This is a genomic window from Streptomyces sp. SN-593 (genome assembly GCF_016756395.1).
GTDB classification, from domain to species: domain Bacteria; phylum Actinomycetota; class Actinomycetes; order Streptomycetales; family Streptomycetaceae; genus Actinacidiphila; species Actinacidiphila reveromycinica.
In genome coordinates, this window is record NZ_AP018365.1 from 2,031,311 (window position 1) to 2,054,340 (window position 23,030).

General features: G+C 68.9%; 9 protein-coding genes and 5 pseudogenes. 8 read left to right on the forward strand and 6 right to left on the reverse strand.

The window, feature by feature from the left end; translation table 11 throughout:
- The first annotated feature begins 744 nt into the window (after positions 1 to 744).
- From RVR_RS08525 to RVR_RS08535, 5 genes and pseudogenes are all read left to right on the forward strand, one after another.
- Complete coding sequence (locus tag RVR_RS08525; RefSeq protein ID WP_202233269.1) at positions 745 to 2,190, forward strand: aldehyde dehydrogenase; 1,446 nt, start codon at positions 745 to 747, stop codon at positions 2,188 to 2,190.
- A gap of 174 nt (positions 2,191 to 2,364) precedes the next feature.
- Positions 2,365 to 2,575: pseudogene (locus RVR_RS39085) on the forward strand (IS630 family transposase); the annotation flags it as partial.
- Positions 2,576 to 2,634: 59 nt separating this feature from the next.
- A pseudogene (locus tag RVR_RS39090) lies at positions 2,635 to 2,777 on the forward strand (IS701 family transposase); the annotation flags it as partial.
- A gap of 466 nt (positions 2,778 to 3,243) precedes the next feature.
- Positions 3,244 to 4,398: an IS110 family RNA-guided transposase gene (locus RVR_RS08530; protein WP_202233270.1), complete on the forward strand. Its 1,155-nt coding sequence runs from the start codon at positions 3,244 to 3,246 to the stop codon at positions 4,396 to 4,398.
- 107 nt (positions 4,399 to 4,505) lie between these two features.
- Positions 4,506 to 5,273 carry an IS5 family transposase gene (locus tag RVR_RS08535; RefSeq protein WP_202233271.1) on the forward strand — a complete coding sequence of 256 codons (768 nt, stop codon included), beginning with the start codon at positions 4,506 to 4,508 and terminating at the stop codon, positions 5,271 to 5,273.
- 61 nt (positions 5,274 to 5,334) lie between these two features.
- Here the strand turns inward: RVR_RS08535 and RVR_RS08540 are convergent.
- Positions 5,335 to 5,808, reverse strand: a pseudogene (locus RVR_RS08540) (transposase); the annotation flags it as partial.
- A 7-nt stretch (positions 5,809 to 5,815) separates the two neighbouring features.
- Positions 5,816 to 6,965 (reverse strand): annotated as a pseudogene (locus RVR_RS08545) (ISAzo13-like element transposase-related protein); the annotation flags it as partial.
- A 2,469-nt stretch (positions 6,966 to 9,434) separates the two neighbouring features.
- Here RVR_RS08545 and RVR_RS08550 point away from each other — a divergent pair.
- Positions 9,435 to 9,665, forward strand: coding sequence for a hypothetical protein (locus RVR_RS08550; protein WP_202233272.1), 231 nt, complete (start codon positions 9,435 to 9,437; stop codon positions 9,663 to 9,665).
- A gap of 325 nt (positions 9,666 to 9,990) precedes the next feature.
- Positions 9,991 to 10,374 carry a DUF6188 family protein gene (locus tag RVR_RS08555; protein ID WP_202233273.1) on the forward strand — a complete coding sequence of 128 codons (384 nt, stop codon included), beginning with the start codon at positions 9,991 to 9,993 and terminating at the stop codon, positions 10,372 to 10,374.
- A gap of 330 nt (positions 10,375 to 10,704) precedes the next feature.
- Here RVR_RS08555 and RVR_RS39095 read toward each other — a convergent pair.
- Both RVR_RS39095 and RVR_RS39100 read right to left on the reverse strand, forming a co-directional pair.
- A pseudogene (locus RVR_RS39095) lies at positions 10,705 to 10,974 on the reverse strand (transposase); the annotation flags it as partial.
- Positions 10,919 to 11,257, reverse strand: coding sequence for a transposase (locus RVR_RS39100; RefSeq protein ID WP_430393111.1), 339 nt, complete (start codon positions 11,255 to 11,257; stop codon positions 10,919 to 10,921). The pseudogene RVR_RS39095 and the gene RVR_RS39100, both read right to left, overlap by 56 nt.
- On the opposite strand from RVR_RS39100, the gene RVR_RS08565 reads away from it, so the two are divergent.
- On the forward strand, positions 11,181 to 11,402 hold the full coding sequence (locus tag RVR_RS08565) for a hypothetical protein (RefSeq protein ID WP_202239693.1): 222 nt from the start codon (positions 11,181 to 11,183) through the stop codon (positions 11,400 to 11,402). The genes RVR_RS39100 and RVR_RS08565 overlap by 77 nt on opposite strands.
- A gap of 288 nt (positions 11,403 to 11,690) precedes the next feature.
- Here RVR_RS08565 and RVR_RS08570 read toward each other — a convergent pair whose 3' ends face one another.
- Complete coding sequence (locus RVR_RS08570; RefSeq protein ID WP_202233274.1) at positions 11,691 to 11,957, reverse strand: hypothetical protein; 267 nt, start codon at positions 11,955 to 11,957, stop codon at positions 11,691 to 11,693.
- 238 nt (positions 11,958 to 12,195) lie between these two features.
- Positions 12,196 to 22,644 carry a hypothetical protein gene (locus RVR_RS08575; RefSeq protein WP_202233275.1) on the reverse strand — a complete coding sequence of 3,483 codons (10,449 nt, stop codon included), beginning with the start codon at positions 22,642 to 22,644 and terminating at the stop codon, positions 12,196 to 12,198.
- Between the last annotated feature and the right edge of the window lie 386 nt (positions 22,645 to 23,030).

The window sequence follows — 23,030 nt, forward strand, 5'->3', positions numbered from 1 at the left end:
CGCGTTGCCCGCGGAGATGCAACCTCGAGGGGATGCGGCGTGAAGAGAGATCGCACGGTGCCGTCTCATCCGAAGCGATGGCGCCGAGCGGTCTGATGGTCACCTGCCCTTACGCCGCCGAGCGTCGTACACAGTGCTTGTCTTGCCGAAAGGTTCCCTGCATGGCCGTGGTTGACGAGCGAGAAGCACGGCGGCAGGCCAGGCGTCTCAGCCGTACCGGGGCAGTCCGGAACAGAGGCCAGGCGCGGGACGTCGGGGGCGGTCTGCTGTGCTCCGCCCGCCCTGACGACCGTGTTCCGCACGACGTGGCGAGCGTTTTGGGCCTCACCCGCAGGAGGCATGCACCATCCGTCCGACTGGTGGAGCGTGAAACCCGTAATGGCGGGCCCGATCACGGAGGCGGCTTCGACCGCTGGGTGCACTGGAGATCCGTTCGCAGCCGAGCTCAGTGAGCTACCACCCAACGTGCTGCGATCGACAACATCAGGCCGTAGCGGCTGAAGGCGGTCCGGAGCGGAGGAAAAGGACGGCGGCTGATGAGGAGGTCGCCGTCCTTTTGTGTCCCTTTCCGGGACTGCGGCACCGTTGCAGGGGAATGGACGCGTGCCATGTCATAAGGCCGAACGACGCGGGAAGAGGGCCATTGGAAGGTTCCGAACCCTGCTGATTCGGTGATCGAGCAAAGAAGTATCGCCCGAGCGTCAGCGTGTCACCAAGGAGAATGAGAAAGAGGGAAATATAACGATGACATCCGATTTCGTCGAACATCAGAATCTTTTTATCGGCGGAAAGTGGCGGAGGCCGCACTCCACGAAGCGCATCAGGGTCGTGTCCGCCAACACGGAACGGATCATCGGTTCCGTGCCCCACGCTAATGGGACCGACGTCGATACTGCGGTGACAGCTGCGCGAGCGGCTTTCTGCGACCCCTCAGGCTGGGCTTCTCATAAGCCCGAAGACCGAGCACAGGTTCTGCGTCGTTTCGCCGACGCACTTGACAGAAGGGCAAGCCGAATCGCTCCGCTGGTCAGCGACCAGAGCGGCATGCCTATTCACCTGGCGCGGGAGAGCGAAGCGGTGTGGCCCGGCTATCTACTGCGCTACTACGCCGACCTGCTGGACGGAGAAGTCGGCGACCAGGACGAAGAACGTGCCGTTTCCTTGCTGCGACGCGTGCCAGTGGGGGTGGTGGCCGCGGTCGTGCCGTGGAACTCCCCCATCTTCATGGCCGTGCTCAAGCTGGCGCCGGCCCTTGCCGCAGGTTGCACTGTCGTGTTGAAGCCTGCGCCCGAGACGGTGCTCGATTCGGTCCTCCTGGTCGAAGCGGCGCTTGAGGCGGGTCTGCCCGACGGCGCTCTGAACGTCGTCTGGGGCGAGCGGGGAACTGGCGCCTACCTGATCAGTCATCCGGAGGTCGACAAAGTGTCGTTCACCGGCTCGACCGCAAGCGGGCGGTGGATCGGCGAAGTGTGCGGCCGGCTTCTGCGCCCTGTCTCAATGGAGTTGAGCGGCAAGTCTGCTGCTCTGGTCCTCGAGGACGCCGACCTCGACCTCGTCCGTCTGGGCGACGACCTTGCCGCGGCCTTCTACGGGAACAGTGGGCAGACGTGCTTCCTCACCGCCAGAGTGCTGGCCCCGCGGCGCCGCTACGACGAAGTCGTCGAGTTGGTGACGACCCTCGCCCGGTCCATTCCGGTCGGCAACTCCCTCGAACCTGGCATGATCGTGGGGCCGTTGGTCAGTGCACGGCAGCGCGACCGGGTTGAGGGCTACATCGCCAAGGGTCGAGAGGAAGGTGCGCGTCTGGTGACGGGCGGTGGCCGCCCCATGGGCCTGCAACAGGGCTGGTTCGTCGAGCCCACGGTGTTCGCCGACGTCGACAACGACTCGGTGATCGCCAGCGAGGAGATATTAGGACCCGTCGTGACCATTACCCCGCACGACGGCGACGAGGACGCTGTACGTCTGGCCAACGACTCCGCATACGGTCTCGCCGCAACAATCTGGACCGGCGATATCGGGCGGGGGCTGCAAGTCGCACGCAAACTGGAGACCGGAAGCGTCGGTATCAACGGTTACTATCCGGACTTCACCTCGCCGACCACGATGATCAAGGCCAGCGGTGTCGGACTAAGGTTCGGCCCGGAGGCGTTGCTCAGCTACTGGAGGTACCAGGCAGTATACTACTGACGGCACCCGGCCACCTGGTCGCAGGGTGGAGCCCCTTGGACGATGGCGCGGAGGATCCTCCGACCCGTTGTGACGGGGGACCGGTCTGCTGTGCTCGCTTGCTACCGAACATGATTGGGTGACGTCGGTGCCGTTCGCCTGACAGCTGGCCGTCGGCACCGATAGCCGTTGGGTGTGAGGTATGCGCAGGGCGGCGGGCTGACCGAGGCCGAGAGGACCATGCGGGAGCGGCTAGGGCTTCCAGGTCGTGGAGCGTTTCGAGGGCGGGCAGAAGAACGCGGAGATTGCCGCTGCCCTGCGGATCAGCTTGTGGTCGGTCGAGCGGTGGCCCTGGGCCTGGCATGAGGGGGGGTCCGTCAAACGAGCGGCTCCGTTCCGTAGTCGGTGGTGACGGCAGGTGACGGGTGTCGCTGACTTTGCATGCGAGATGTCAACTCCCTGGGGCGGGCCGCCGGGGCACGCTGGGCGATCGAGGAGTGCTTCCGGGCCGCGAAGAACGAGTGCGGCCTCGACCAGTACGATGTCGCCGCTATGTCGGCTGGTACCGGCATCTCACTCTGGCCATGCCCGCCCACGCCTTCCTGGCCGCCATGGCACACCAGCCCTGTGAAAAGGGGGCGGAACAGGTGAGACATCCGGGCCATCGGGCTCACAGTGGCGGAGGTTCGGCGACGGCGCGCCGCAAGCGCAAGACCTTCGTGGCGGCTCTGAACTACGCGGTGGACCGGGGGGGCTTCGCGGAGAACCCGGTGCACAGCGGTCATGTCCGCTGGAGTGGTGTATCGACGGCCACTCGGTGATCTTGTTCTGAGGTTATGCGGTCCTACCTTTTTCGTGGGTTGGACGGGCCATCGTAAGGTCCAGAGGCCCAGAGACACCGGGCATGGCTTCTATGCGGTTGCCCTCGATGGTTCCACTCACCTGGCCGCCCGGTGTCTCACGACGACTCGGCCGCTGATTAGGAGCTGCGAACGCCTCCGAGCGGATCGCTGAGTAGGACCGCGCCGGCGAGGTCGTCCGGGAGAACAGCACATCGAACGACCGGAGGAACGGGTGGCCCAGATTTGGGCAGGTACGGACATCGGAAAGACCCATCACCATTGCGTGGTTCTGAACGCGGAGGGCGAACGACTGCTGTCGCGGCGCGTCCTGAACGACGAGCCAGAGCTGCTGGCCCTGCTCACCGACGTACTTGCCCTTGATGAGGATGTGGTCTGGGCGGTCGACGTCGCTGATGGCATGGGCGCCCTGTGGATCAGCGTGCTGCTCAACCACGGCCAGCACCTCGTCTACATACCCGGCCTGGCCGTCAATCGGGCCTCGGCCGGCTACCGGGGCATGGGCAAGACCGACGCCAAGGACGCCACCGTCATCGCTGATCAGGCCCGGATGCGTCGCGACCTGACAGTTCTGCGGTCGGACGACGCACAAGCCGTCGAGCTGCGGGTCCTTACCAGCCGCCGGGCAGACCTGAACGCGGACCGCACCCGCAGGATCAACCGCCTGCGCGGTCAACTCACGAGCATCTTCCCTGCCTTGGAACGGGTCCTTGACCTGACCAATCTCGGACCACTGATCCTTCTGGCCGGCTACCAGACCCCCGCCGCCCTTCGCCGGACCGGCGCAAAGCGGCTGGTGACCTGGCTGCGCAACCGCAGCGTGCGCAGTCCCGAGGCCCTCGCCGAGGCCGCCTTGGAAGCAGCCGAACGCCAGCACACCGCCGTCCCCGGCCAGAAGATCATCGCCCAGGTGATCCACACCCTGGCCAAGGAGGTGATGAGCCTCAACGAGCAGATCAGCGAGATCGACAAGATCATTGCAGCCCGGTTTCGCGACCACGAACTTGCCGAAGTGATCTCCAGCATGCCTGGCATCGGCCCGCTGTTGGGCGCCGAGTTCCTCGCGGTCACCGCTGGCGACATGAGCCGCTACGGCACCGCCGACCGCCTGGCCAGCCTCGCCGGAGTCGCTCCGGTCCCCCGGGACTCGGGCAACATCAGCGGTAACCTGCACCGGCCCAGGCGCTACCACCGCGGCCTGCAACGTGTCTTCTACACCTCCGCGCTCATCAGCATCCGCAGCTGCGACGACTCGCGCCGTTTCTACGAACGCAAGCGGGCTGAAGGCAAGAGGCATACCCAGGCAGTTCTCGCTCTGGCCCGTCGGCGCGTAAATGTCCTGTGGGCTCTCATCCGTGACGGACAGTGAGCCTTTTCCAACCTGCCGGTGGGAGCGGGCAGTTGGGGTGACAACACGGCGAAGCCCCTGGTAGATGGGTTTTCGACCAAGAAATCCGTCTCCACCAGAGGCTTCGTGTGCTTGTCTACCCGTCGGGCGTCGACGTGTCCAGTTCTGCCCTGCGCTTCCTATCCGCCAAGCTCCGTCAGCGCCGCCGGGAGCACGGCACCCGCTGGCGCCGCCTGAGCGCTGGCCGCCAGGGCCTGCTCACTCTCGTCCACCTCCGCAACGGCCACCCGTACGCCCAGCTCGCCGCCGGGTTCGGCATCGGGACCACGACGGCATACCGCTACGTCACCGAGGCCGTGGACATCCTGGCAGCCCTCGCACCCACCCTGGCCGATGCCGTCCGCACCGCTTCGATGAAGGCGTTCGTCCTCCTTGACGGCACGCTGCTGCCCATCGACCGCATCGCCGCGGACCGGCCCTTCTACTCGGGGAAGCACAAGAGACACGGCATGAACGTGCAGGTCCTCACCGATCCGTTCGGCCGGCTGCTGTGGGCCTCACCGGCCCTGCCCGGCGCCTTCCACGACATCCGGGCGGCCCGCGAACACGGCATCATCGACGCCCTCGCCCAGGCGGACATCCCCTGCTGGGCCGACAAGGGCTACCGAGGCGCCGGCGGAACCGTCCGCATCCCCTGCTGGGGGCGATGGGAGTCCCTCTCCGCCGGTCAGCAGGCGGTGAACCGGTCCCACGCGAAGATCCGTGCCCTCGTCGAGCAGGCCATGGCGACCCTCAAGAACTGGCGCCTCCTGCGCAAACTCCGGTGCTCCACCACCCGCATCACAGCCCTCGTCCAAGCCGTCCTCACCCTGCATCTGGCCAGCTCAGACCGATGATGGAAAAGGCTCAGTGCTACCAAGCCAGCCTCCCCGTCACCGATACGGCTTGACAACATCATTAGGAGGTGAGTTGGGTGGGCAGGGTGGTCTCGTTGTCTTCTGACTCGATCGGGTGGCTGGTCTTGGCCAGTAGTTCGCGGCTCATGTAGCGGCGGGCTTCGGTCCATTCGTCGTTCTGCTCGGCCAGGACTGCGCCGATCAGGCGGATGACGGCGGTGCGGTCGGGGAAGATCCCGACGACGTCGGTGCGGCGGCGGATCTCCTTGTTCAGGCGTTCTTGGGGGTTGTTGGACCAGATCTGCCGCCAGATCAAACGCGGGAACGCAGTGAACGCCAGCAGATCGGCCTGGGCTGTGTCGAGGTGCTCGGCGGCCTTGGGGAACTTGGCTTCCAGGGCGTCCAGGACGTGCCGCATCTGGGCCTGGACCGCGTCGCTGTCGGGCTGCTCGAAGACCGTCCGCAGGAGGGTGGCCACCCGGGGCTGGGCGGATTTCGGGACCTGGGACAGCAGATTCCTCGCGTAGTGAAGCCGTCAAGAATCAACCTGTCGGTGTGTTGTCCTCGTTGTGGGCGGCGGCAAGGAGATCAGCGGCGCTTCGGTAGCGGGTGGTTGCCCGTGGCGGGAGGTGCCTACCTTCCATGAGCAGGGGCCGGATCTCGTGGACGACGTTGCCGATCGAGGATCGGCTGACGTCGCCCAGCGTGTCGGCGAGGACATCGAGGGTGCAGAGTTTGCGCAGGTAGAGCACGGCGAGGATGACGCGGTCCTTGTCGCCGATCTTCTGGGGGAAGACGCCGCCGCGGCTGCCCGGCTGCCGGTCGGCTCCCCGGCGCTGATAGGAGGTGTGTTCGGTCTGAGCGGCCTGGCGCGGGGCGAGTCGGCGGGCGAGTGAGTCGAGGTCCTCGTGGGACATGCCAGTCAGGCGTGGATGGGACAAGCTCTCCATGATCCGGGTGCGCGGCGGGATCGCTGCCGTGTCGAGAAAGGCCAGCAGATCGGGCGTCGTGGTGAATCGGGTGGGGGCGTATCCGGGCTGGTGGCCCTGGTTCTCCAGGACCCGGCGGGTCTCGGTGACGAGGTGACCGATGCACTCGGGAGTGACCTCCAGCATGTCGCTCAGCAGCTTCATCGAGCACACCTGCCGTTGGTAGAGGAGGGTGAGCATGACCCGGGCCGCGTCGTCGAACAGCGGCTTGCTTCCGCGAAGTTTGCCGGTGGCCCGCCGGGCGCGTCCGCCGCGCTGTTGGCTGTAGCGCTCTTGGGACCGGGCCGCCTGCAGCGGTGCCAACTCGATGCATGACTTGGCGAGTTGTGTGCTGGTAAGGCCGGTCAGGCGCGGGTCGGCCAGGCGGGCCAGGAGCACACGTCGGCGTTCGGCGATGCCGTGTGCCTCGCCGGTGGCCTGCGGGGTCCGCGCCGTGGCGGGCTCGTGCAACAGGGTGTAGTTCCACTGGCCGTGAACGTCGTGCTCGACCGGGGGCAGGGGCAGCAAAGCGGTCCTTGCTGATCGCGATGCCGGTGGGGTAGTCGCCGCGGTCCAGATGGCCCTCGACCCGCAGTCCAGCCCGGGTGCGGGTGGCAGCGATCGTCTCGATGACGACATCGTGGCTGGTCAGGGGGCGTCCACGCCAGTTATGGGTGATGTGGGAGAACAGCCGGTGCTCGATCTTGTTCCACTTCGAAGTGCCCGAAGATCAGCCGGTGCCCGTCTTTCTATGCAGGCACCAACCCGGACGCCGGGACAAACCCCCGGATCGGGCCCCACCCGCTACACCACCTCCAGGGACGCAACCGGCCTGGCTGGCGCGCACCACTCATACACAGGCTCGTTCTTCCTCGTCCCGCCAAGGCGATCTCGCATACATGTTCGATTCGACGCTCGAAGATGTGGCCCCCGCATCGCGCCGACTGCAACGCGCGGCCCGACCGGGGGCGCCGACGCGTCGTAGTGGTCCTGCCCGTTGACGGACAGGTCCACGGTCGGCGCGCCGCGCGATCCGACCACTGCTCGGGCGGCGGAACCGCCCGCCAGCGGCTGCACGATGCGGAATCGTACGCCCAGTGTGTGGGCGACCGGGCCCGGCAGCATCTCTCCCGTCCCCTGAGCCCAGGCCGCGTTTCCGGGCACCCAGTGGTCCACGACTTCGACCAGGCTCTCCAGTTCCGACTCCGTCAGCGGTGCGTGGGCGGCGGCTTGCGTCGCCGCGGCGCGCAGCCCGTCGTCCGGCAGCGACGCCAGGGAGAGTGGCCCGAGGCGCTTCTCCAGGTATGCGAACTGCGCACTCGGCGACAGCGCTCCGGCGCGAGCTGCGGCTCGCCGCCGGTCCGTTCGGTCCGGACCGGCACCTCGCTCTCCGCCGCCGCCACTGCGGTTGCCGGCTCCATGTCCTGCTCACGCGCCGACGCATCGACGCGTGCTTCGAGGTACATCCGCCGCAGATCCATCGGCCGTATCCAGTGGGGTGACAGCACCACCGCGATCCCACGGGCGTTCAGCGACTCGATCGGCGCACCGCGCTGGAGGTGGGCGTGTCCCGCTGCGATCTCGGCCTGCCGGCCTCGTGGAAAGGCACGACGACGTCCGCGGGCAGGTCTTCCCAGGGACCGGCCCGCGGTCCTTCCAGTACGAGGGACCGCAGGGCCTCCGCGCTCCTGTCGAGCGGTCGCCCCCGGGACGACGGGTCCGCCTGCCACCGCCTCGGCGACGAGGCTTCTGTGCACGGTGGTTGCGTCACCTGCTCCGGACGCCTCCGGCCGGGAGGTCAGCGTGCGCGGCCACAGGGCAGGGGGCGTACTGGCCAACGCCGAGTACAGCAGGCAGCGCCCGTCGCCCGCGACGGGCAGCCGCTCCGTGAATCCACCGGCCGCTCCCCGTACCGGCGTCTCGGGCGGGTGAACGGCGCGGGAGCGCCCGAAACGGCGCCGCTCACGCCGTTCATGGAGCCCGTACGGCGCACGCCGCCCCTCGCTCCCGGCCCCACGACGAGCGTCCTCGTCTCCGCCGCGTGCCTTGCCCCTCGTCGCGAGTCCCACCGCTTCCCGGCGGTGACACGGCCGAACTCACCGCCGGCACATACCCAACCGTCAAGTAGCGGTTGTGCTGTTCCTCGGGACGACGGTGGCCCCAGCGGCGCAGCGGTGGCTGGCCGCTCGGCCACCGCGGCCAGGTGGCTGTCGTACGCGCTGAGGTAGTGGCTCCAAGCGTCGTCACGCGTGGCGGGGAACCCCGGGCGGGAACGCCGAGGTGTCGGGGTCGAATGACGCGTCCTGTTCCAGAACCTCACCCCAGCCCCCGGGAGCAGGGTCCTGCGCGTCGGCCGGGACCGGGTGCACCTCGGCCAGCGATCAGGACCCGTCCGTGCACGGCGATCGGTGGCAGCACATGCGTACGCGTACCGTCGGAGGCCGTGAGCACGGTCTCCGCGTTCCCGCCGAAGAAGGCATAGGGGCGGGCGAATTTTTCCAGTGCGGGCTGATCATGCCGCGCAGACCGCCCTCGATGGCGCGCATCGGCTGTCGGGTGCGGGTCTGGGTCACCTCGTTGAGTACGTTCGTGCTGCCCCGTCGCGCTCGGTGACACGGTAGTCCAGTGAGCGGACCGCGGCCCGGCTTGTGGTGCTCAGGGCACCGAAGCGGAAGGGTTCCACCTCCTGGCCCCGTGTCATCTCCGGCAGTGACCGTGTCAACCGAGCCGGCGAGTCCCCGCACCCACATCGCTGTCTTCCCCACCTGATTGCTCGCCCTCACCACCCAACCGTCAACTCGGGCACCACCACAGCCACACAAGGACCTGCCGACATGCCACCACCAACGGGAACGAGAAGCTCGACTCGCTCCATCTTGACGACCTCTGACCTGCTACGTCACTGAACACCAAGATCCCCGACAGAGGCCCTAACTGTCCTTCGGTACTGGGGAAATTCAAAGCCCGCCCCATACCGTCAGCCGAGGGAACGGCACACCCGCCCTCAAAGGCCCGGCCAGGCACAATCACCCGCACGAACGGGCACGTTTCGCATCCAGGGGATGCTGCTGCGGTGTTCCTGCGCAAGGCTCACCACACGCACCGTGCCGGGCCTCCGGTCCCGGCCGATGTCTCATGGCTGCGGGTGGCTGCTCACACTGCCCCGGCCCGCACTTCGAACCGAAGGAACCACATGCGCATTCGCCGTTTGTCCAAGAGGCTGACCACAGCCGCAGTGACCGCCGCCGCGGCAGCCGCCATAGTGGCGGGCGCCGGGACCAGCGCGTCCGCCGCCACCATCGACGACTGGTACCCGACCTACTACGACTGCCTCTACGCGGGCAACGTCCTCGCGCAGCAGGGCATCCTCCACACCTTCAGCTGCACGGCGAGCAACGGCGGATACGTGCTCCACGGCTCATGACGTGCCCGACGACCTGACCCGCCACAGGGCGGCGTAGTCACGACCTCCGCCGTTCCGTAGCTGCGGGTCACCGCCGTCGACCGATCGGCACACGGTTGACCGGCCCCCATGGAAGGGGCCGGTCAACCCGCCAGATCCGAGTCCAGTGCAACCGCCGGATGATTCAGAGGCAGTTGTCGTTACGGCGATCAGGCGCGTGCTTGAACCCGAGTTGTCGATCCGGTGCTCACGACTGATCCGGGGTGCATAGAGCTCGTCACACGATCTTGCGCGGGCGTGGCGGCCAGGTCCGTAGTCTTGCGGCACGGAGAACGGGATCAACCGGGTGGAGGACGGCTGGGACATCCGCTCGATGCCTGGGATCGGCATCGGCGGGGTGATCATCGGCCGTGCCCTGCGACTGGACACCGGCTCGAACGGGATTGAGGTTCACAGCCCCGCCGAACTGACGACGGACAGCGAAGCCCTGCTCGTTCGCGCCTCCGCCCGGATCAACCTTGACCGGCTCCCTCAGTTGCTCGATCAGCCAGTTGCCGAGGTCCACGCAGCGGATTCGGGCAGTCTGCGCGTGCGCTTCGCCAACGGGTGGCGCTTGAACGTGCCCGTTTCTCCCAGCGCCTTCGGCTGGATCGGCAGTGCGCGGGGAAGCTACTTCACCAGTTCGCGCCCAGGTGGCGGAGTGAAGATGCGCGAACGACCACAGGCTTGAGCGCCGGCTCAGGCGGACAGCAAGCTCTTGAGGCTCCTCCAGCAGATGAGCGAGCGGGCGATCGAGACGAAGGCGTCGCGGAGGTCGAGCTGACGCTCCCACCGGATGGCGAGCGCTTGAACTGATGAAGCAGGGTGAAGGCCTGTTCCACGACGTAGCGCCGTCTGCCCAGTCCCTGGATCTCGGGCTGGCCCTTGCGGGAGATGACCGGCAAGATCCCGGGTCGGCGCAGCTCCTCGCGGTTGGGGTTTCTGTCGTAGCCCTTGTCGCCGAGCAGGGCGTCGGGGCGTTTGCGAGGGCGCCCGACCCAACCGGCGGCCGGGGGACACCGTCGGCCAAGGCAAGGGTCTGGGTGACGTCGTTGACGCTGGCCGCAGTGGTGATGACCCTGAGCGGGACACCACCGCCGTCGCTGACCAGGTGGTGCTTGCTGCCGGTCTTGCGGCGGTGGACCGGCGACGGGCCCTTCGCGGCACCCCCTTTTTTCGCGCGCCCGTGGCAAGCATCCACGCACGCGCGGCCAAGTCCACTGCACCGGCCGCGTTCAGCTCGGCGAGGAGTATCCGGTGCAGCCGGTCGAAGACACCGGCGTCCTGCCATCGCTCCAGGCGTCGCCAGCAGGTCTGACCAGAGCCAAAGCCCAGCTCCAACGGAGCTGCTGCCACGGGATCCCGGTGTAGAGCACGAACAAGATGCCCTGCAGACACAGCCGGTCCGGCACGGGTCTGGGTCCAGGGGCGCACGAGGGACAGGGCGGCAGGACCGACCCGATCATCGCCCACAAGTCGTCGTCCACGACCCACAGCTTGACGCTCACGCCCTCACGCATCTGGCCGACTCGGAGACTTCGCTCTGACGATCTGCCGCTGCTCGGTATCAACATCTATTTGTACGACGACGAGGACGTTAAACGTGAGGCACCGTTCCGCGTTCCGGCCATGCACGTGGCCAACGTCGAAATCACCCACGAATTGGGAAATCTTCCCTTCGCTGAATTCCGCGACATCGGCTGGTCGGGCCTGGAATAACACGCCACAGGGCCCGGGACGGTGATGTACGAGAAGTTCCGCCAGATGGATCAGGCGAAGGCGGACAGCATCTGACCATGCCCCGCGCCGGGTGACCTGGGGGTAGAGCCAGTCCCACGCGGCAGCAGTCGCAATGCCGTGGCTCGAAGCCGGGCAGTCCCACAGACAGCGGCCGTTCCCCTCACTTCGTTGGTCGACGCCTCGGAGCGCGGAGAACGACCGTCCCTGTTGCCTCGGAAGGAACCGCGGATCAGCGGTTCGGGTGGCTCGCCAGGCCGAACAAGAAACTCAGACGTACACCCACAACTCGGTCTGACCGGTCTCGATGGAGATTCCGTAGCTGCAGCTCACCCAGCGATGCTCGATGATGCCTTCCTCGCACGCCAACTGCGCTTCAGTCAACGACGGGTAGACGCCTCCGAACGCCTTCGTGAGATCGGGGGAAGCGGCGGAGGGGACTGCCGAGGGGGACGAAGAGGCGGCGGAGGCGAGCGGCGCTCCCACACCCACGAGAGCCCCAGCAAGGACGGCGCTGAGGACGATCTTGCGAAACATCACACCTCACATGAGTCCGACGGAATGAACAGTGAACCGATCGGCCCACCAGCCTGGCTGAGGATTAGGAGACAACAGCCGTATGCAAGATGATCGCCTGTCGGAATTACGATGGGAACCCTTTCCGTGAATGGCTGCCCGTCCCTACCCGGTGTGCCGTTCACATGTGCACCCACGGTCGATGGCTCCATTGGGCAGTTCGCCCTCACGGTGGGCCGGCTCTCCTATAGCGCTGCGGTCAGCCGCGCGCCGCGCCCACGCGTGCCGCGACGGTCGATTCCGACGCCTGGGCCGACTGTGCGGGTGCCACGTCGCCGACCGTCGATGCACCGAGCGGCTCTCCGTCGCGCTGGCCCCCAGGCGGGGCGCTGCCGACGGGTGCGCGGGGCCCGCCGAAGGCATCCGTGATCGCCTCGGCCATCCGGGCTTCCGCATCCCCGAGCGGGCCGGCTCCTCCCTGGGCACGCAGTTCCCAGATCGAGGGTGCGTCCGGCATCGGCTGTCCCGCGTGGAAGATCTCGTCCGCGTTGACCAGCAAGACGTTGTTCTCGCCGGCCCACTCCACGAGGTCGCGGACCGGGGCGGGCACACCCGCGGCGACCGGGTCCTCGCGAAACAGCGCCACGTCCACTGCCGCTCTCGGCACGTCCGTCCACACCACCACTGGGTTCCCGGTGGACCGCGCCAGATCCGCCAGTCGGTCGAGGCGGGGACCGGTGGGAACGGCACCGCTCGGCCCTCCCAGCACCACAGCGTGCGTCATCAGCGGGACGCGGCCCTGCGGCGTCTGCATGCTGCCCAGACCGGGCAGCGTCTCCAGCGTCCACGGGTCGACCGGCTCGGGCTCCCCCGGGGCCATCATGTCAGCGCGCCGCAGGAACTCGACTGACTGATCCGCATTCAACTGCTGGTATCGGCTAGATCCGTCTCCGGTGGCCCGCAAGTATCCGGGCGTCTGCGGTGGCCGGGACGGTTCGACCGCGGCCAGCTCGCCGTACCGCAAAGCCGGCGTCGCACCGGCCGCCGGGGCGGGGACACCCACGGTTCCCACGGCAAGCGATTGATCCGAAGGTGTCGACCGGGACACGACTGCCCTGTCCAGCGGGCCGGTCACCGTCGCCGACGCCTCGGACCCGGACGCTGAGGCCGCGTCCTCGCGGGAGGCGGACGTCACCGTCGGCACGGTCTCGGGCGTGGACGCCTCCTCCGGCGCCCCGGGCACCCCGTACGGAACGGCCGGCGCTGGGGAGCGCGTTGGCCGGTCCCCCGTCGGAACGGCCCCCTCCTCGGAGCTCTTGGCAGGCGGCACGCTCAGCTCCTGCCCCGCGGTCGACCCCGTCGCCTCCTGCAGGCCCTTCAGCGGCGGCGCGGACAGCTCCCGCTCCTCGGTGCCCCCCTCACCCGCGGCCCCTTCCCCCCGCTCGGAGCGGGCGGGAGCGGACGTGCCCGGCTTGACTGGGGAAGCCGGCGCCGCCTCGGAGGACCCGCTCTCACCGGGGAGAGCCGAGGCCGGCTTCGTGAAGCCCGACGCGGGCTTGCCCACGGTGAGTGCCTCGGGGATCGAGGCTGTCGACGAGGCCGCACCGGAGACTCCGATGGGTGAAGTGACGTTCTTCACCAGCGGCTTGACCTCGGCCGCCGGCGCCAGAGCGGGTACAACTGCTGGGGTGCGTACGGCAGCCGGAGCCGGAGCAGGTGCGGAGACAGGAGCAGGAGCGAATGGCAGTTCTCCCACCGTGCCGTCCGGGGCGATCCACCGCTCCTGAACGGCTTCCTCGCCGCCGGCGGCGGCGTGGGGGACGTAGCGGACGTACGCGTCGAGATGGTGCGCCATGTCCCGCGCCAGCGCCAGCGGGTGGATGTCGACGAAGGACACGGAGGGCGGAGGGGCGACCGGCTCGCGCAAGGGGTTGTCCGGGCGCTCCATGTGGTAGGCGCCGACGGTGGCCACGATGTCGTGGATGGCCTGCCGCCGTAGGGCGAAACTGCCGTTCGCCGCGACGCGCGGCAGGTTGGTCCTGTAGCGCTGGAAGCGATTCAGCGCCTCGGGCGGCGGCGCTGCCGCGTCGGTGGTGCGCACTGCGGCGTGGCCCGCCTCCAAGGTCTGCTCCGCCCATGTCAACGTCAACCGATGCGCTTCCAAGGCGAGTTGGTCGGTGTTGACGGTCAGGGACAGGCCATGGGCGCCAGCCGGGGTGCGGTCCTGGAGCGTGTTTCCCACCGCCAGGTCGGCTCGGGAGGCATCGGCGCCCCTGAGTCCGGCGGCCTGGGCGAGCAGCGGGGCGAGATCCGTCGGCTGCGAGGCGCGCGCCTGCCGCCAGGCCGCGAGCTCCCGGCTTCCGTCGGGCAGCGCGGCGGTGAGCCGGGCGCGTACCTGGGCCACCTCGTCCCGGGACAGTTCCGCGTACATCTCACCGTTGATCGGTTCACTGACGTAGTCGCTAACGTGTTCCGGTTCCCGGAAGGTGTGCATCCGGTAGCCTTCGGCCTCGACCCGCAGCCGGACCCGCATACGCACCAACTGGGTGTCGCCCTGCTGCTTGGCGTGCTGCTCGCGGCGGTAGTTGTTGGTGCCGGCGTCGGCCAGCGACTCCGAGGTGGATCGGTTGGCACTGGAGGAGGCCGATGCGGAGTCGGCAGGATGGTGGGCGAACGGACCGCTTCCGCTACCGCTCGCCGCCAAGTTGGGCTGCCAGCGGTCGTAGCTCGCCGACGCGGTCGTACCGCTCTGGTGCTTGTTGTAGCGGCCGGTTCCGGTACCGGGCAGGTCGTTGAGGACGCGCATGTCATAGGCGCTTGAGCGCACGTACAGTTTCAAACCCAGCGGGGAGCTGCCCGGCTGGAAGAGGTGGTGGGAGATCTGGACGCGGTCCTCGGGGCCCATCCGGCCGATCAGGTTGGACAGGTGGGTACGGGAGAACAGCACGGACAGCGAAGGACTATCGCGGTAGCGCGAGGGGTCCGCGCTGGGCCCGAACGCCTGTACGAGCATACGGCGGGTCGCGGGCAGCACCCGGTCGGCAGTGACGCCCACCACGTAGGCGTCACCGGGGAGTCTCGGCAGCAGCCGCAGGTCACGCAGCGGGTCGGCCGGCACCGGCTCGGTGTGCGGGCGGGCCTCCACCAAGCCACGCGGCAGTTGCAGCCTGGTGACGCCGTTCACGGTCACCTGCTGGAGGGCTCCCAGGTTGGCCAGCTTGCGGAAGATGTTCACGCCGAGTTCGTTGAGCGGGCGATGGGGCATGTCCAGGCGGACGGCCTCCACGACGAAGCGGTGGCTGACGTTCACCCCGTACAGACCGTCCCAGGAGTAGACGGTCTGCTCCTGCACCCCCGCCTCGCTATGGGAGGTTCCGCGGTGGCTGCCAGAGGACAGTGGCGCCGAGCCGCCCCCGCCGCCGTGCCCGTGGGAGGCGCTGGCCTTGGCCGGTGTGAACGTCTGGCCGTCGTCCCGGGAGGTGCCCTTGGACGTGTTGGTGTAGTGGTGGCTGTAGTTCTCCAGACCTGCGTCGGGACGTTCCCCTACGACGGTTGCGTCGTCGTGCAGCTCCGCCCTGATGGTCACCCGTACGCCGTCGCTGAGGAACCAGCCGACCTGGTTGGTCAGGTAGAACTCCAGGCCGTTCGCGGAGAGCATGTCCTCATACGCCGCGTCCTCGCGTCCGCGGCCGAAGAGCCCGACGATCGTGTCGAGGGAGCCCTGGAGCCGTCCGATGTGGCGGCCGCTCTCGGTCCACAGTTCCGGCTTGTGGGTCAGTAGGCCGGGGGCCGCCCGCTCGACCGCCTCGCGGAACAGGTCCGCTGTGGACCTGCCGTTCTCGTGGTCGATGCTGAGGACGTTGCTGTGGCCGAGGATGGCACCGCCGGGGTCCTGTCGGGTGAGGTACTCCGGAAGCCTCAGCGAGGCTAGCGGGTTTCGGCGCTCGTCGAGGTGGAGATCCTCATCGCCGAACACCTCGTGGAAGTGGTCGCGGACCGCCGGGTCCCACACCACGTCCTCGCCGTCGTCGTGCCGGTTCTGCAACTCCCTGGCGGCCTCCAGCGCCGGTGCCGCGCCGCCGGGAGTCTGGCGCCAGCGGGCGAGGACGCCGGCCATGGTGTTCGGGTGGAGCTTGAGCTCGGGCTCGGGCTCGGCTCCCGTCTTGCTCCACCGCCGCATCACACTGGTGAGCTGCTGGTCCGAGACCGGCAGGACGCCGTCGGCGTAGTGCAACAGCGCCTCGGGCTCAGGAAGCAGGTAGTGGACCTCACGGTTGGCGATCTGTCCGGAGGTTGCCAGGCGTGAGCGGATTGCGAACTTGCCGTGCTTCTCGCGCAGTACGTTGATCGCGAAGTCCGCGCGCGTGCGGTAGAGGTACACCCGGGAGAAGCTGAGGGCGATCAGCTCCTTCGCCCCGGCCACACCCAGGCTCTCAGACCGGTTGAACTGCCAGTGGCGGCTGGCGTCCGCTCCGCCGGACACGTTGACGGCACCGGATGCGCTCGGGCCGCCCGCCGTGACGTCGGCCTGTGTCCAGCTCAGTCCGCGCGAGTTGGTGGTGGTCGTGGTGGACTGGGCCAGCCACAGCTTGATGATGCCCTGTACGAAGGGGTTGTCGGTGGCTCCCATGAAGTCCGAACTGCCCAAATTCGCCTCGACGTTCACTGCCAGGTGAGTATCCCGCCACAGCCCGTGGTCGAAGACCTGGTCGGTGATGAGAGCGCCGAACGCGGATTCCTTCAGGTGGGCGCGCAGCGAGGCGGCCATGGAGTCCAGGGTCCGGGCGGCCGGACCCTGCGGCCCGTCCATGCCCTGGCCCATCAGTTGGGACAAGGTACTGCGGAACCCCGTGCCGTCCAGGTGGAAGATCACCGCGTGGTCCAGCACCCTGGGCGGCGTCGGGCCGCGGCCCGCCGCGAAACCCTGCGAGCCGTCCCCGAGTGGCAGGACCCGCGCGATCACCGGCTCGTTGGGGAACACCAGCGGCACCGGATCCCGCCGGCCCCGCAGGACACGGCCGGACAGGCCGCTGTGCTGGAACTGGATCTTCGCGGTGTAGTCGCTGGTCACCTTCACTTGGAGGAAGTCACCACTGCCGTATTCCAGCAGTTCCGGACGATTGTTCATATAGAAGACGGAGTCCGAGGCGCCGCGCCCGTAGTTCACCCCGAATCCCTCGGCACCGCCGAGCAGCTGCTGCGCGACGGCCTTGGCCCGGACCGACGCCGACAGATTCCGTGAACCGCCGACGCCCATAGAAGCGCTGTCCATGCCCATCGCGAGGTTGACCAGGTGGTGGTCACTGGCCGTGTGCATGTACTCGGTCGGCACCGCGCGCTTGGCGCTGATGGTGATCCGCGCCGCGTCCACGTCGAAAGTCACGCCGCCGAATCCGCGGGAGCGGTGCAGCACCAGCGGCAACCCGTCCTGGTGGATGCGGTCGTGGTGGGACGCCAGGCCGTCCTCCAGGAACTTGCGGAGCTGGTCCTCGTTGTCGATGCGGCTGTCCATACTCGCACCGTGCTCCCACCACGTCACACTGATCGGGTTGTCCTTGTCCGGCAGCAGGAAGCCGTGCTCGTTGAGCTGAGCCGCGATCCCGTCGTAGAGCCGCTGCGCGGTGCCCTCGTGGACCTCCACCAGGCCCATGCCGATTCCGGAGTAGTCGGTGGGGTGCGCCAGGTGGCCCGGCAGCGGGCGTGGCGCCCGTTGCTCGGCGGTGGGAGCGTCCTTCAGCGCGTCCGGAGAGTACGCGACGGCTTCAGGGGCCGGGGGTTCGTCGCGCTTCACGCCGGCCCCGTCGTGGCCGACGTTCGCGGTGTCTGCGGTGTGGAGGGCAGGCGGCATGGCGGTGTGCGACCCGGTCGGCGCCTCCTCGCCGCGAGCCGCGGAGGAGCCGCGTCCTGGATCGTGCTCCTCGACCGCTCCCTTGTCCGGGCCCTTGGTGGCATCGCCGGTCCTCGTCGCCCCGACGGTTTTCGTCTCCCCGACGGCTTCCTCGGCCGACGTGTGCGGAGGGTCGTTGAGGGCGTCCCTGTCCACCGGGTAACCGTGGCGGAACGCCTCCTGGCGAGGCATCCGCACCAGTGCCGCGCCATCCACATCGTGGGTGGTCCGGATTTCGTCCTCGCCACCGTGGCGCAGTGTGATGTTCGCGTGGTGCGTGAACTCACTGACGTAGGCGGAGGTGACACCGGAGAACCGCGGCACCATCACCCACAGACCGGTCCGGGTGGCACCGATCGACTCCGAAGTGTTCCAGGAGGCGGACAAGCTCGCGTTGAACCCGAGCCCCATGTCGGGGTGCCCCGTCGGGTTGGGCAGCAGATCGATCTCCGCGATGACCGGGGTCAGCGTCGAACTCTGGGAGAGGGTGTGCCCACCGCTGATGCCGTCGATGGCTGTGCGGACGTTCTCCAGGTGGGCGGTGTCGCTGTCGGCGCCGACCGGCTGTTCGAAGCCCTGATTGCGCCGCGCGCTGTGGACGTTCACCGTCGCCACCACCCGCCCGTACCGGTCGTGCAGCCGGAAGGTGTAGCCATGGGGATGGTTGACCGCGTTGTCGAGGAACGTCTGGAGGTTCCATAGTCGGTGTACCAGTTCACTGCGCGTGCGCGGATCATCGGAGAGATGCAGACCGTTGTCCCCCAGCACACGGTCGATCTCGTCTAGGAGGCGAGGCAGACCTGTCATGCCCGAGGCGAAGTAGTGGCTCGGCAGACCGTCCCGACGCACCTCGGGCCCGGTGGCCACCACCAGATGGTCGGCAGCCGGGTCCAGATAGGGCCGTGCGACGTACAGCAGCAGGGACTGCTCGGCCGACTCGTCCACAGGACGGGCCGCAGGCCACTTCGGGTCCCGGCCCACCGGGCGCATGCGGACGTGCCAGTTGGCCTTGTATGACAGCAGAAGCGGGCCGCGTGGATCGCGGTTGTCCTCCACGTGTCCGCGCTCGGAGTCCGCCAGGTGCGTCTGGGAGCGGCTGGAGGCATTCGCCGTACCGGACACGCTCGCGCCGACGGACACCAGGTGTGCGACGCCCGGAACTCCGATGCCGTACGTCATCGCCGCTCCCGTCCGGGTCGCCGATGTGCCGCTGGACCTGGCCTGTGTGTGGCCGCCGGTGGCGAACGAGGAGTTGACGGAGGCGGTGGCGTGAAAGGGGTCGGCCTTCACGAGAGCGCCGTCGTCCTCCTCGGTGACGGTGTCGTCCCCGATGTCCTTTCCGCCCTTCAGCCCCCTGCTTGCTCCGGCTGCCGAACTCTCGGCAAGCGGAATGTCCTCTTCCTCGGGCTTCTCCTTGATGGTCGGCAAGCGCCCGCCATCTGCCGGATCACTGCCGTGGGCCAACGTGGGGTCGCTCGGGTCCAGGCCGATCAGGGCCTCGGCCGGCCCCAACGGTACGAGCAGGCCCTCGGGGCGGTCGCCTCGCTCGGCCACGAGAAAGGAGTAGTTGGACAACAGCCGCTGCGGCAGCCGGTCCCAGTCGCCCTCCGGAACTGTGAGTCCCAGTTCACCCGCCCAGGTACGCAGCGCTTCGACCACGGCGGGGATGTGTGGGAGTCCGGCTCGCGGGACACCGATCGGCCGAGCCCATGGCCGCGACCGCGCGGCCTCCGCGGCCTCCTCGTCGCTCGGCGGCTCCTTGGCGGGTTCCTCGGCCGTGAGGCCGCCGTCGTGAGACGGCTCCACTCTCCCGGACGTTCCGGCGGCGGAGCCCTTGTCCGGCTCTTCGGACAGCGGCTTGCCCGACTCGGCCTCCTCGACAGCCCGATCCTTGCCTCTCGACGTCTTCAGAGGAGCGGCGGGATCGGGATCTCGGCCTCCTGACGGCTCCGGCTTCGTTACGGGGTGCGAGGCGGTGGCCGTCTCGACGTGTGCGGACAGGTCAGGTTTCGCATTGGGTCCGGATTCGGAGGAGCGTCCAGGTTCGGCCGTCTTCACTGGCGGGTGGTCCGCATTGCGCGCCGGCGCCATGCCGACCGGGGCGCCATCCGTCCGCATACCAGCCGTACCGCCCCCACGCCCGCCGTCCTCCGGCTCACCCGTCGCAGTCTCCGGCACGGGCCTCCCGGCGGCCGGAGCTTCGGCGGCGAGCGTCTCGGGGCCGGTCCGTCGCTCCGGCACGGGTGTCTCCGGCGCGTGCGTGTGTGGGTTCGGGTTGAGGATGCCCATCAGAGAAGCCGTGCGGGGGCCTGGCGGCCGTGGTTCCCCTAGCTGGATCGCCGCGGGGCTGTCCGTGTCCTGGGGGACGGGCGACGGGTCGTGCTCTCCGCCGAAGTAGTGAGTGCCCGGCGGGCGGGGGAAGGGGGACGGCGCGTCGCTGATCGGGCGGGGGGAGGGTGTGGTCAGGGCGCTCTGCTCCCCGTGCCGGTCCTGCGCACTGTCAGCGGCGCCCCTGCCGCCGGTGGCATCCGTGCTGGTGGTGGCGACGCGGGTTGCGAGGGCGGGGGCGCTTCGGCCGGCGCCGGTGCTCTCGCCCCGGGTCGGGTAGGGCTCGGCGCCGGTGTCCTCGCGGGGCCGGGGGGCGCCACCGGGCAGACCCAGCGGACGCCCGTCGTTGACCACGGTGCCCGCGATCCACTCCCCGACCGCCCGCTGCTGAAGCCGGGCGATGTGCGACGGCAGCCCCTCCAGCCGCCCGCGCACCTCACCGTCCGATAACCGATGCGGCGCACCCAGACCCCGCAACGCACGGTTCACCTCATGCGTGACCGAGCCGACCACCTCACGCGAAGCCCCCGGGTACCCACCCGCACCCACGCCCCCCGTCTCCGTACGCACCACCCCCGCGGAACCGTTGTCGCCACCGCTCAGTTGGGCGCTCAGGGCGGCGCGCTCGCCGATCCATGTCCCGGTGGCGCGGTCGAGCGACTCCGTCATGTTCCCGGTCTGCCTTGACGCGAGGTCGTGGTCGGCCGCAGGCCGGCTGGGGAGGACGACACCGGTCTCGGTGTCCGGCCGCTGAGTTGGGAAGACCCGGTCGAAGAGTGCGCTGACCCGTTGGGTGTGGGTCTCAACCGCCTGGCGGACGCTCTCTGGCGAGCTGTGGGGCTGCTGCTGGGCGAATGAACGGGCTTCCCGCGCGGCGTCGTCGAGCGCGCCGGCACGCGCCACGGCCAAGGCGGTGTGTCTGCCGACCGCATGGGGGGTGATCACGGCGGCGGCCACATCACGGGGCTGCGGAACCGCGTCGCCCGGCGGGTACGGACCGCGCGACACCAAGCCGTCGATGTGCGAGTTGGCGGTGCGCGCCACAGACAGGGCCGCTGCCTGCTGCGCCTCGACAGTGACACCACGTCTGTCCAGGTCGAACGTGTCGCGGAACCGCGTGCCCAGGTCGGGAAGAGCGCTCCTCCACGAGCCTGCTGCCGCTTCACGGACGCCGTCCACCGCTTGGCGGGCCGCGGCTTCCCTGGCCAGGCTCACATGCACTTGGTGCGGCAGCGACTCGGTCCGTGTGGCCAGGAGATCCTGCCACCGGCGCTCAGGGGCGCGGGGGCCGATGGCGTCGGAGTTGCGCGGCGTGCCCGGCCCTCCGCCGGTAGGTGCCGAACTGTCGAGGTGTCCCGTGGCGGTGCCTACCGCGCTTCCGCCGGTCGCCATCAGCGGGGGGGTGTCCGCGCCGTGCCCGCCCGGAACCGGGCTCCCTTCAGTCGCTGTAGGGCCGTCAGTACCGATCGGCGTGGTCGCGGTGATCACGGCGCTAGGCGCGACCGGCGCCGGCGCGCCGGTCGTACCCACGGCGTCTGCGCCAGTCCGTCCAGCGTCCACCGTGCCGGCGGTGTCGGTGGCGGCTGCCCGCGACCCGTCGGCGGTGGCACCGGTGCTCACCGTGGGCACCGTCTCCGCGGTGGGGTGCGGAGCGCCAGCCGCCGCCACGGTGTCGACCCCGGTGGTGCGTCCGGTGGCGGTGAGGTCGCCGAACACGGTGCGGTGGTCGGCGGTGGTCTGGCGTACCCAGTCCTGGCGGAGCTGTTCGCGGCCGGTCGCGGACAGCCGACCGTCCGAGCCGAGCGGTTGGGTACCGGGCGCTGCCTTGGGCACGGTCTGCTCGAAGGTACGGACGGCGTCGACCTGGCGGGCGTCCTCGACGGCGGCGCGGTCCAGCAGGAGGTGGACGGCTGGTTCGCTGGCACCGAAGAAGCGGTCGGCCCGCGCGAGGACCTGCTCGGTGGGAGCGTCCAGGGCACTCACCGGCAGGCGGTCGGCGCTCGCGCGCACGCTGCTCTCCACCGCCTGCCACACCGCCCGGTGCACCCGCACCGCCGCACCGGGGACCGTCGCGACGTGGGCGGGGCCGTCGGTCCCCTCGGCCTCGGTGGTGTGCGCCGTCCCTGGAGAACGGGTGCCGGTGGCCCAGGCGGTGTAGGCGACGTCGAAGCGCTGCTGGGCATATAGGACGACCTGCTCCACAACAGCCTGCCGGTCCAGGTCCCGCCTCAGCGCCTCGGCACGACCACCCCCCTCAACATCCCTGGCCCCCGCACCACTGACCTCATGGACCGCCGCGTTCCGCGCGGCCACCACCGCGACCGCACGCGCACGCACCCCCGACGACAGATCACCAGACCCATCCGCCCACCCACGAAACACCTCCGCGTCCGGTCCCGACACCACCTCCCCCAAACCCGACACCAGCCCGTCCCCATCCCCGTCCCACTGACCGCGCACCCACTGCCCATCCACCGCCTCGAAGGGATCCACCCGCACATCCGACCCGAACGACCCATCACCCACCCCCCCGAAACCCCCACCGAAATCCACCCCCTCCGGCAGATCGAACACCGGCACATCCACCTTCGCCCCCGTCTCCCCCCCACCCCTACGCCCCCCATGCAACCCACCCAACGCCCCCGAACCCACCGCAAGCCCATCCGACAGCGCATCCCCATGCACCCCATTGATGCCGTCCAACGCCAACGTTGTCCCCAACCCCGTCAACGCACCCACCCCCATCTGCCCCACCAGCCCCCCCACGAACTTCGGAGCAACCAACCGCCCCACCTCCGTCAACGCCCCCGCCAACGCACCACCGATCACGCCCCCCTCCAACGCCTGCACCGTATTACCCCAACTCCACGACGTCCGAT

Coding starts and splice junctions, on each gene's coding strand:
- RVR_RS08525 (WP_202233269.1), top strand. CDS start 745: ATGACATCCGATTTCGTCGAACATCAGAATCTTTTTATCGGCGGAAAG.
- RVR_RS08570 (WP_202233274.1), bottom strand. CDS start 11,957: ATGTTTCGCAAGATCGTCCTCAGCGCCGTCCTTGCTGGGGCTCTCGTG.
- RVR_RS39100 (WP_430393111.1), bottom strand. CDS start 11,257: ATGTTGATACCGAGCAGCGGCAGATCGTCAGAGCGAAGTCTCCGAGTC.
- RVR_RS08550 (WP_202233272.1), top strand. CDS start 9,435: ATGCGCATTCGCCGTTTGTCCAAGAGGCTGACCACAGCCGCAGTGACC.